The 10,691-nt window shown below is 63.6% G+C and carries 7 protein-coding genes; 3 read left to right on the top strand and 4 right to left on the bottom strand.

Features of this window, described 5'->3' with window-relative positions; translation table 11 throughout:
- Positions 1 to 218 precede the first annotated feature (218 nt).
- The 3 genes from AAF481_18665 to AAF481_18655 all read right to left on the bottom strand — a co-directional run bounded on the left by AAF481_18665 (position 219) and on the right by AAF481_18655 (position 2,492).
- On the bottom strand, positions 219 to 599 hold the full coding sequence (locus AAF481_18665) for a hypothetical protein (protein MEM7483193.1): 381 nt from the start codon (positions 597 to 599) through the stop codon (positions 219 to 221).
- A gap of 432 nt (positions 600 to 1,031) precedes the next feature.
- Positions 1,032 to 1,778, bottom strand: coding sequence for a glucose 1-dehydrogenase (locus AAF481_18660; GenBank protein MEM7483192.1), 747 nt, complete (start codon positions 1,776 to 1,778; stop codon positions 1,032 to 1,034).
- A 111-nt stretch (positions 1,779 to 1,889) separates the two neighbouring features.
- The gene (locus AAF481_18655) at positions 1,890 to 2,492 is read right to left on the bottom strand and encodes a TetR/AcrR family transcriptional regulator (GenBank protein ID MEM7483191.1); all 603 of its coding nucleotides are present in this window, start codon (positions 2,490 to 2,492) and stop codon (positions 1,890 to 1,892) included.
- Positions 2,493 to 2,636: 144 nt separating this feature from the next.
- On the opposite strand from AAF481_18655, the gene AAF481_18650 reads away from it, so the two are divergent.
- The 3 genes from AAF481_18650 (at position 2,637) to AAF481_18640 (ending at position 8,186) form a co-directional block, all read left to right on the top strand.
- The gene (locus AAF481_18650) at positions 2,637 to 4,118 is read left to right on the top strand and encodes a phosphatidylserine decarboxylase (GenBank protein MEM7483190.1); all 1,482 of its coding nucleotides are present in this window, start codon (positions 2,637 to 2,639) and stop codon (positions 4,116 to 4,118) included.
- A gap of 118 nt (positions 4,119 to 4,236) precedes the next feature.
- Positions 4,237 to 5,625: a 3' terminal RNA ribose 2'-O-methyltransferase Hen1 gene (locus AAF481_18645; GenBank protein MEM7483189.1), complete on the top strand. Its 1,389-nt coding sequence runs from the start codon at positions 4,237 to 4,239 to the stop codon at positions 5,623 to 5,625.
- Entirely contained in the window at positions 5,622 to 8,186 is a 2,565-nt protein-coding gene (locus AAF481_18640; GenBank protein ID MEM7483188.1) for a polynucleotide kinase-phosphatase, read from the top strand. Before AAF481_18645 ends, AAF481_18640 begins: the two co-directional genes overlap by 4 nt.
- Here AAF481_18640 and AAF481_18635 read toward each other — a convergent pair.
- Positions 8,183 to 10,582: a DUF305 domain-containing protein gene (locus AAF481_18635; GenBank protein MEM7483187.1), complete on the bottom strand. Its 2,400-nt coding sequence runs from the start codon at positions 10,580 to 10,582 to the stop codon at positions 8,183 to 8,185. The two genes, AAF481_18640 and AAF481_18635, sit on opposite strands and share 4 nt — an antisense overlap.
- Between the last annotated feature and the right edge of the window lie 109 nt (positions 10,583 to 10,691).

Here is a 10,691-nt window from a genome sequence, read left to right as displayed (position 1 = left end):
TTGGGCCTACCGCATCTTGATGGAAGAGCTGCGCAGCCAATACCTGCTGACCTACTACCCGCCGGAACGCCCCGACGACGACTGGCGGCGGGTGCGAGTGGACGTCGAAAGGCCGGGGATGACGGCGCGGACCTTGGCGGGCTACTACCCGTAAGAGAGGGTCGGCGCTTGATGAATAGGTGGGGGACTGAAGGCCGCTTGTGCTCGCCGTCAGTGGGTCACCGGGCCATTAGGATTTCGGTTCTTCGCAAGTTCTTGGCGGCGACTTCGAAGGTAGCCAATCGCTCGGTTCCGCTAGCCAGATAGTCGCCGTGGATCATGCGATCCACGAAGCCCGGTCTAGCGGTTTCGAGGTCTGGTGTCGCGAGAACGGCTTCGGCCTCGCCGGTGGGTTCGATTCCCGAACTGGCTAGGAAGGCTGCGAATGCATCGAGGCATTGCTTCTTGGAAACCCCATAGTGATGCTGAAACGCGTGATAGGCCTCGGCAACGACCAAGTCCGAGACCGAGAAGCGGTCGCCGGCTTCGATTCGCGATTGAAGGTACTGCAGAGCGGTGACGGCGAGATCTTGCGGTTCACCGGAGAGAACCCGAACCACGACCGAAGTATCGAGTCCGATTTTCAATCTCGGTACTTCTCGGCGATGCCCGCCGCGATGCTCTTGCGAATGGACTCCATGTCGTGATCCGCTCCTGTGCGCAGATGTGGACGCAAGATTCCGAACCAGGCCGGGGTGTTCGGTGGGGATACGTCCCTTTCGTCGCCTGGTGGACCGATCGTTTGGTCCCTGGGGGAGCCTCTTCTTACATAGTGCTCGAAGAGTTCGATCGCCACCTGCCGCACCGGCCGGCCTTCGAGGGCGCTTCGTGCCTTGACTCGGCGATACAACTCGTCGGGAACGTCGAGCGTCGTCTTGATGGAGCAATAAAACCATATTGCCGTATTGTCCGCAAGAATTTCGACTCAGATCGAGTGAAAAACAGAACCCTCGCCCGGGCGATCCCGGGCGAAGGCGGTCGATGGCCAGTGATCACATGGTCGCCAAACCCCCGTCGGCGATGATCTCGGCGCCCACCAGGTACGACGAGTCCGACGACGCCAGGAACAGCGCCGCCGTCGCCATCTCTTCGGACTTGCCGAAGCGGCCCATCGGGGTGCTGTCGATGATCTGCTGCTCGAAGGCGTCGGCGGCCTCCTCGGGCATTCCCATGCGGTCGTAGATCGGCGTCTCCACCGGTCCCGGGCTCAGCACGTTCACCCGGATGCCGCGCGGCAGAAGTTCCGCCGACAGCGACCGGGCCAGCGAGCGGACCGCCGCCTTGGTGGCCCCGTAGACGGACATCCCCGGGAAGCCCTTGTAGGCCACGATCGACGCCGTGATGACCACCGAAGCGCCGTCATTGAGGTGCTCCAGGGCCTTCTGGATGGTGAAGTACACCCCCTTGAAGTTGACGTTCGACACGAAATCGAATTGCTCTTCGCTAGTGTCCGCGAAGGGCACTGGCGGTGCCACGCCGGCGTTGGCGAACAGCACGTCGATCTTGCCGAAGCGCTCGACCGTCTCAGCGTACAGGCGGTCGAGATCCGCCATCGAGGTGACGTCCCCTCGCACCGCATGGGCGCCGTCGCCCAGACTGGCGAGGGCGGAATCGAGGGTTTCTTGGTCGCGGCCGAAAATCACCACCTTCGCTCCTTGGCGCCGGAATTCCTGCGCCGAGGCCAGTCCAATGCCGCTGTTTCCTCCGGTGATCACCGCTACTTTGCCTTCGAGTTTCATCAGTTATCTCCTATTAGTTGACCGTTCGTCTATTGGGTCGTGTTGGTTGATTTTGCTCAGTCGGTTCGGGGTTTGGGCGGATTTCGGTTCAGCGCAAGGGGTGAGGGTGCTTCAGGCCGCCGCCGGTGACACCAGCCGCAGCGCCTGATCTGCCGCCTTGGCGAGGATCTCGGGATCGTTGCGGGTCTTGGCGAGGAGGATCATGCCCTCCAGGTGAGCCAGCACGGCACGGGCGGCGTCCGCCGGATCCACCGCATTGGGCAGCTCTCCCTCGTCCACGGCCTCCGCAATCACCTCCGCGAGGGCCGCGATCTGGAGTTCGAAAATCTCCGCCAGGCGATCCCGCAGAACGGGATCCTGAGCGCTCATCTCGAGCGCCAGATTGCCCGCCGGGCAGCCCAGGAACTGGCCGCTACCGTCGCAGCTCATGGACCGCTTGCGGTAGGGCTGTTGGCAGAACGAGCGGAGCCGATCCAGCGGTTGGCCGGCGGCGCGCAGCGACTCGTCGAGGCGCTGGTGTACCGCGACCTCGAGTGCGTCCAGCACCGCCAGCGCCAGCGCCTGCTTCGACGGGAAGAAGTGGTAGAAACTGCCTTTTTGTACCCCCGCCTCGCGGCAGATCTCGCTCACCCCCACGGCGGTGTAGCCGCGGGCGTGCATCAGCTCCGCCGCGCTGGCGAGCAGGTGGTCGCGTGCTTCGCTTGTCCTTCCCATAGCGAAAACTATAGACGACTGGTCAACTATTTGTCAAGGAGGACGAAGCGGGCGCTTCGCGAAACGCTTCTGCTGGCCGGGGACACTGACGATTGAATGGTCTTTGAAGATAAGGCTGAAACTGGGAACGGGAGGAGGCGTGTGATGTCGAAGAAGTTGCGGAGGTTCGAATTCTCGGCGCTGTTGGGGATGATCCTGCTGGTGGCGGTGCCGTCGCTAGCGCAGAACGACGGCAAGGCGGCCGGTGAGGTGATGGAGTCGCCCTGCGAGGCCTCGATCCGAGGACTAGCCGAAGCCTACGAGCGGGATGCTCGAACCCGTGCCGCGTTTCAGGCCGTCTACGATGGGCTGGCGCCGCTGCCCTACGGCTACTACTACGATGGAGCGCGCGAAAACCCTTGGAAAAAGGCCGGTGACGGTGCCGGTCTGGCCCGGGCGGTGGGGGAGTTCTACCGCCAGGTCTGCACTCTGCTGCCGGCGATCATCGGCAGCAACGACAATGCGCTGGATTCGATCCAGTACTTTGCGTGGTTCTACTTCCACAACCAGGCCGGCGAACGGCTGGTGGCGGGGATCGATCCTCTCGATCCCTCCCAACCGCTCGATTCGGTGAAGCACTTCTTGATCGAGTTCAATCGCGAGTACAAGCACTACATGGACAGTCCGGACTCCACCGGCAAGGTGGCCGAGTGGATCGCCGATCCGCGCCTGGAGATCGAGGACTACGTCTACCAGAATCCGGCCGACTACCCGAGCTGGAACGCCTTCTTCGCGCGCAACCTGAAGTCGGTCGATGGGCGGTATCCCTCGCGGCCGGTGACCATGCCGGAGCGAGACTATGTGGTGGTGTCGCCCACCGACTGCATCATGAACCCTCTCGTGCAGCCGGTGGTGACAGCCAGTGGCGAGGTGACCCGGGCGCTGATCGAAAACCCGCTCCAGAAGGACACGGTGCTCGACGTCAAGGGCATTCCAATCTCCGTCGACGATCTCTTGGCCGGCGCGCCGGACGAACTCAAGGCCAAGTTCGAGGGCGGTAGCGGGCTGGCCTGTGTACTGATGCCCAACACCTACCACCACTTCCACAGCCCGGTGGACGGCGTCATCCGCTATGCCGAGATCGTCGAGGCCGGCGCTGGCGACCCGTATGCGTACGGCACCTTCGGCTACAGTGACTGGCCCAATTGGGTGCCCCTCGACGGCAACGTCGGCCGGCCCGGCACGGACTTCAGCCAGTTCCAGGGATTCCAGCGCGGCGTGATCATCATCGAGGTGGCCTATGACAACCTGCCGGGACGGCAGCCGAAGAAGCTCAAGGGGTGGGTCGCATCCATCCCGGTGGGCCTGGACACCGTCGGTTCCCTCGTCTTCCACAAAGGAGTGAAGAAAGACGCGCGGGTCACCAAGGGCGTCACCCCCTTCGGCAACTTCTACTTCGGCGGCTCCCTCAACATCCTGCTCTTCTCACCCATCCAAGGCACCGACGCCCAGATGTTGAGCCCGGCGGTGCAAACCCGCATGGGGAACCAGATCGGCATTCTGAACACCCCCTACCCGGCACCGCCGACGCCGTGGACACCGGATTCCGGACGGTCGCGGGATCGCAAGGTCCGGAAGCATCGGTAGCGGAGCCCATACGGTGGCTGACTAAAGAAAAAGCAGCAAAGCCTGACGTGAGGCTGGACCTCGACCATCCGGAGCAACTAGTCTTGGCGGTTCCGAATCGAAGTCATGAGGTACTGCCATGTTCATGACCCTGACCACCACCCACACGCCAGCCACAGACCTCGGTTACCTGTTGCACAAGAATCCTGCCCGGATTCACAAGATCGAGTTCCCCTTTGGGGTGGCGCGGGTTTTCTACCCGGTTGCGACCGAGTGTGAATGCACGGCGGCCTTGATGCTGGACATCGATCCCGTGTCCCTCACCCGACGCAGTTCGGTTCAGGTGATGGCGGAGCACTACGTCAACGATCGACCCTACGTGGTGTCGTCGTTTTTTAGTGTTGCGATCGGTAAAGTCTTCGGCACCGCGTTGAGTGGACGCTCGAAAGAACGGCCCGATCTCGCGGAGCGTTCGATTCCGCTGCGAGTCGAAATGCCCGTGGTTCCAGCGCGAGGAGGTTCGAAGATCCTCTCTCGCCTTTTCGAGCCGTTGGGCTACTCGGTCGAGTACGAGCGATACCCCCTGGATGCCCAGGTGCCGGACTGGGGCCCATCGCCGTACCACCGCGTTGTCCTCGAGGCGGAGTGCCGCCTCCGCGACTTGCTGCGCCACCTCTACGTGTTGATTCCGGTGCTCGACGACAAGAAGCACTATTGGGTCGGGGAGGCGGAAATCGAGAAGTTGGTCAACCGGGGAGAAGGCTGGTTGGCCGACCACCCGGACCTTGAGTTCATTCTTCGTCGAGGTTTGAAGCGCCGCGGGCGCCTGACGCGCCTGGCGTTGGAGCAGTTGACGGACGACGAGCCGCCGATCAGCGAACGAGAGGCCGCTGCGCAAGAGATCGGCTTGGAACAGCCGACCCGCCTCAATGACGTGCGCCTCGACACGGTGAAGCAGATTCTCGAAGAGGCCGGGGCTCGCAGGGTGCTCGACCTCGGCTGTGGTGAAGGCAAGCTCATGCAGCGTCTGTTGCGCTCGAAGCAGTTCGAGATGGTAGTTGGTCTCGATGCCAGCGTGCGGGCATTGGAACTGGCGCACCGGCGATTGCGGCTGACGGATGCTTCTCCCAAGTTGCGAGAGCGAGTCGAGCTTCTCCACGGAGCGCTGACCTACCGAGATGACCGGCTCGCCGGATTCGACGCGGCGGTTCTGGTAGAGGTTATCGAGCACCTGGATCTTCCCCGGTTGCCGTCGCTGGAGCGGGTTGTCTTCGGCTACGCCCGCCCTTCCGTAGTGGTGGTGACGACACCCAATCGCGAGTACAACGCACGCTTCGAGAGTTTGTCGTCGAACAGTTTTCGGCATCGTGATCACCGCTTCGAGTGGAGCCGTGAAGAGTGCCGAGCATGGGCTGGGCAGGTAGGCGAAGAGTGGGGCTACGCGACCACAATCCAGGGCATCGGCGAAGAGGACCCGGAACTGGGAACACCAACCCAGATGGTGATTTTCGAGAGGGTCGAAGAATGAATCTCAAAGTGCCCGCATTCTCTGTGGTGGCGCTGATCGGCGCCTCCGGCTCCGGCAAGTCGACCTTTGCCAAGAAACACTTCCGGGCGACGGAGGTACTCAGCTCCGACAGGTTCCGTGGCCTTGTCGCTGACGATGAAAACGATCAGGCTGCGACGGCGGATGCTTTCGATGCGCTGTACTACCTGGCGGAGAAACGACTCGCCCGCCGACGCCTCACTGTCTTCGACGCAACCAACGTACAGCGGGATTCGCGCAAGAAGATTCTCACCCTCGCACGGCAGTATCACTGCCTGGCGGTGGCCGTGGTGCTGAAGATCGACCCGAAGATTTGCCACGAGCGCAACCAGGGTCGACCGGATCGAGCCTTTGGGCGTCATGTGGTGCGCAACCAGAGCCTGCAACTCCGAAAGTCCCTCCGCAGCCTGAAGCGCGAAGGCTTTCGGTTTGTTCATGTGCTTTCGACCCCCGAAGAAGTGGCCGAGGCAACCTTCGAAAGACAGCCGCTCTGGACGGATCGGCGCAACGAGAAAGGTCCTTTCGACCTCATCGGGGATGTCCACGGTTGCCACGACGAACTGCTCGCGCTGCTGGATGCGCTGGGTTGGAGGGTCTCTTTCGATGACGGTCCGAACGGCAAACACTATGAGTTGAACCATCCTGAAGGCCGCAAGCTGGTCTTCGTAGGCGATCTGGTCGATCGCGGACCGCACACCCCAGAGGTTCTCCGACTGGCGATGGATGCCGTTGACGCGGGACGAGCAATCTGCGTTCCCGGCAACCACGATGTCAAGCTTCTCAAGGCGCTGCGCGGTGCCAAGGTTCAGCTCAAGCATGGCCTCGACCTTTCTCTCCAGCAGCTCGATGACGAGAGACCCGAGTTTCGGGAGCGGGTTGTGGAGTTTCTGAGGAGCCTGATCAGCCACTACGAGCTCGACGACGGCCGCTTGGTGGTGGCACACGCCGGCATGCGGGAGGACATGCAGGGTCGGGCTTCTGGTGCCGTGCGGGCCTTTGCCCTGTACGGTGAGACCACGGGTGAGACGGATGAGTTCGGATCGCCGGTGCGGCACGACTGGGCACGGGAATACCGCGGCTCGGCAACGGTCGTCTACGGTCACACGCCGGTGCCGGAGCCTGAGTGGCTCAATGGCACCCTCAACATCGACACCGGATGTGTCTACGGCGGTCGCTTGACGGCGCTTCGGTATCCGGAGCGGGAGGTCGTTTCCGTGCCGGCACATCAGACCTACTGTGAGCCGCGCCGGCCGTTGGCTGCCCCAGGCGAAGGCGAGCAGAGTGCTCAGCACGCCCATGACCGCCAGCTTTTCCTGGAGGATGTCGCCGGGCGACGCATCATCTCCACCCGGCTACGCGGCAACCTGACCATCAGCGAGGAGCACTCGGCAGCCGCTCTGGAAGTGATGAGCCGCTTTGCAGCTGATCCGCGCTGGCTGATCTATTTACCGCCCACCATGGCACCCACCAAGACGAGCCGGGAACACGGCTTGTTGGAGCACCCGGCGGAGGCTTTCGGCTACTACCGCCGGCTGGGGATCGAGCGGGTGATTTGCGAAGAGAAGCACATGGGTTCCCGGGCGGTGGTGGTGGTCTGTCGCGATGCGGATGCGGCCACGGAGCGCTTCGGAGTTGCTACCGGAGAGACCGGAATCTGCTTCACCCGAACTGGCCGCCGCTTCTTCGCGGATCCGGAACTCGAAATCCAACTGCTCGATGCCGTTCGTTCCGCGGCGACGTCCGCCCGAATTTGGGAGGAACTCGAGTCGGAGTGGCTTGTTCTCGACTGTGAATTGATGCCGTGGTCCGTCAAAGCACAGGAACTCCTTCGCGGTCAGTACGCGCCGGTCGGAACCACAGGTGGGATGAGTTTGACCTTCGGCGCCGAACTGGCGCGCCGAAACGCCAATCCATTGATCGACTTGACGGGTTTGGCGGCGAGTCTGGAGGAGCGTCGCGAAAACCTCGGCCGATACCAAGTGGCGTACCGGCGGTATTGCTGGCCTGTGGATTCCCTCGACCAGATCCGGCTGGCGCCCTTCCACCTGTTGGCGTCAGAGCAGGGGGTGCATCGCGACCGCGACCACCTCTGGCACCTCGACATGTCGGAGCGAATGGTCGAGGCCGATCAGGGCTTGCTGATGTCCACCGCCCATCGCACTGTGGATCTCACCGACGATGGGAGCCGTGGTGCGGCAACCGACTGGTGGACCGAGCTGACAGAGGCCGGAGGCGAGGGAATGGTGGTCAAGCCCTTGGACTTTGTCGCAACGGGACGCAAGGGGCTCATCCAGCCGGCCCTCAAGTGTCGAGGCAGGGAGTACCTCAGGATCATCTACGGTCCGGAATACACCGAACCGCAGCATCTCCAGCGCCTGCGGAGTCGTGGCGTCAGCCGCAAGCGCTCCCTCGCTCTGAGGGAGTTTGCCCTCGGAATGGAAGCGCTCGATCGCTTCGTGGCAATGGAGCCCCTACGTCGGGTCCACGAATGCGTGTTCGCCGTTCTGGCTCTTGAGAGCGAGCCAGTCGATCCCCGGCTCTAACCCTCTCGACGCATTCGGTCTGCGATCTCCCCCAGCACCCGGCCCAGTGCCGCACGCCGGTGTTGGGCCAAGCCGCTGGCCTCAGCTTCGGTGACGGTGGAGGCGAGCGTCTCTAGCTCGTCGGCGAGGTCGGCGTCGGCGCCGCCGTTGGCGAGCGTTTCAGCGGCGCGACCGAGGGCGTCGTCGAGTTCCGTTGCGAATTCCTCCGGCAGCGCTTCGTCGCGGCCGAGCTGGTCGATGTAGGCGCGGGCCACCATCGGGTCCGCCGGCCAGGTGACCGGGAACTGCTGTTGCGGATTGAAGATGCCGTTCTGGTCCGCCAAGGCGGCGGCGGCGATCTCGTTTTCGGTCAGGTGCTCGCTGGGCAGGAGGGCCAGCACGTCCAGGCCGCGCACGATTTCCGTGCCGTAGATCCGGTTACCGTACCAGTAGGTGGACCAGAAGCCGGCGAGGATCTGCTCTTCTTCGTCGAGCGGTCCGCGGTCGAAGTACGCGATCTCCAGCGGGTTGGCGGTGTCCGTGAAGTCGATCACCGACAGGCCGCCCTGATACCAGGCCTGAACGAACAGATCCCGCCCCGGCACCGGCACCACCGAGCCGTTGTGGGCCACGCAGTTCTCGGACTCGAGCTGCGGTGCCGGCATCTTGAAGTAGCTGCGGAATTCGAGCTTGCCGTCCACGATGTCGTAGAAGGCGTTGGCGCCCCAGGTAAGCGGGTCGTAGGAACGGCAGCGCGGCCGGCCGCCGCCGCCCCACTCATCCGTGAACAGCACCTTGGTGGCGTCGTTGTTGAAGGTCGCCGAGTGCCAGTAGGCGAAGCCTTTGTCCACCACCACGTCCAAACGCTGCGGGTTCATCGGGTCCGAGATGTCGAACAGGATGCCGTTGCCGGAGCAGGCGCCGGCGGCGATCTTCTTGGTGGGGAAGACGGTGATGTCGTGGCAGTGGTCCGTGCGGTTGGTCTCCTGGGTCTCGTCGCCGTGGTCGCCGCCGCGCCACAGGCCCGCCAGAACGCCGTCCTTCTCGGGATCCGCGAACACCGCCGGACTGGCGACGATGCGCGCCAGGGAAGGATCGTCCACCGGAATCTCGACGACATCGATGCGGAAGAGCGCGGTGCGCTCGTCGCCGGGGGATTCGTCGAAGCAGCCGGGCAGTTCCTCTTCCTCGCGGACCGAGGCGGTGCCGGAGTTGTACACCAGGATCTTGCCATTCTCGTCCGGGCCGGAGACCACCGAGTGGGTGTGGGAACCGCGGCAGGTCTGCACCGCGCCCACCTGGCGCGGCCGGGTGAGGTCCGAGATGTCGAAGATGCGCAGGCCGCGGAAGCGCTCGTCGCTGACGTCCTCGCTCACTCCCTGGAGGCCGCAGTCGAGGCGCCCGCGGGTCTGCTCGACGGACATGATCAACAAGTCTCCGACAATCGACACGTCCCCCTGGCCGCCGGGGCAGACCACCGAACTCAAGTGCTCCGGCACGCCGTTGTCGCCCAGCCGGTAGACGTTGAATCCGTGGTAGTTGCCGGCCACCATCACGTCGCCGGAAAAGGCGATGTCGGAGTTCGAGAAGGAGAGCAGCGGGAAGCGGTCGTCGTCGCCGTTGCGGTCGTCTTCCTCGTCTTCGTCCTCGCTCTCCTTCTGCTCGTCCTCGGGATGCTCCAGGGGCAGGCCGGCGGGGTTTTCCGGATCGAAGAAGCCCGGCGGTTTGGGTAGCGAGGCCACCAACTCCAGGTTCGAGATGGCCTGGCCGGCGTCGAACACCCCGGCCTTGAGACCGGCGCGCGGATCGGCGGAGAGGCCCACCCGCAGCACGTTCATCTTTTCGATCTCGGCGGTCTGGTCGTTGACGATGTCGGACGTGAACTCAAACAGCACCGGGTCATAGGCCGAGCCGGGTTGGTCGTGCAGCTCTTCGACCATCGTCACGGCGCCCTCGTGGTGGGTGATCATCAGATCCAGGAACATCCGGTCGAACTCCGTGTCCTCAGCCGCCGCCAGCGCTGCCATCTGCTCCGGCGTCGCCATGCCGGTCATGGTGTGGTGCATGTGCATGGCGTGGTGAGCGGTGGGATCCGGAGTCTCCTGGCCGCGTGATTCGAGCCACTGTTTCATGAATTCGATCTCGTCGCCCTGCGAGGCGTTGATCCGGCCGGCCACGTCGATCAGCTCCGGCGAATTCGTCCGCTCCGCCACCAGCGCCGCCATCTCCAGCGCCTGGTGGTGGTGCGGGATCATGTCCTGCATGAAGCGCACATCCGCCGGCGAGTAGCTGGTGTTGGCAATCTCGATGGCCTCCTCGGCGGACAGTTCCCGGGGTGCCTCGCCCGGCACGCCGGGCTGCACGATGGGGGCCTGGGCTTGACTCCAGGTGGCGAAAAAGCAGCCGAGGACGGCGATTCGAAGAAGGTGGGCGCGGGCAGCGAAGAGGATGGTCACGGGCTGTGCTCCTTTGCCGAGAGAGACGACCGGAGGCGGTCAGTTGTACCTATGGCAAAGGGAAATCTAG

Source organism: Acidobacteriota bacterium (genome assembly GCA_039030395.1).
In the GTDB taxonomy this organism is placed as follows: Bacteria; Acidobacteriota; Thermoanaerobaculia; order Multivoradales; family JBCCEF01; genus JBCCEF01.
Note: the sequence above shows the minus strand (reverse complement) of the source record. Positions and strands in the feature narration are given on the sequence as shown.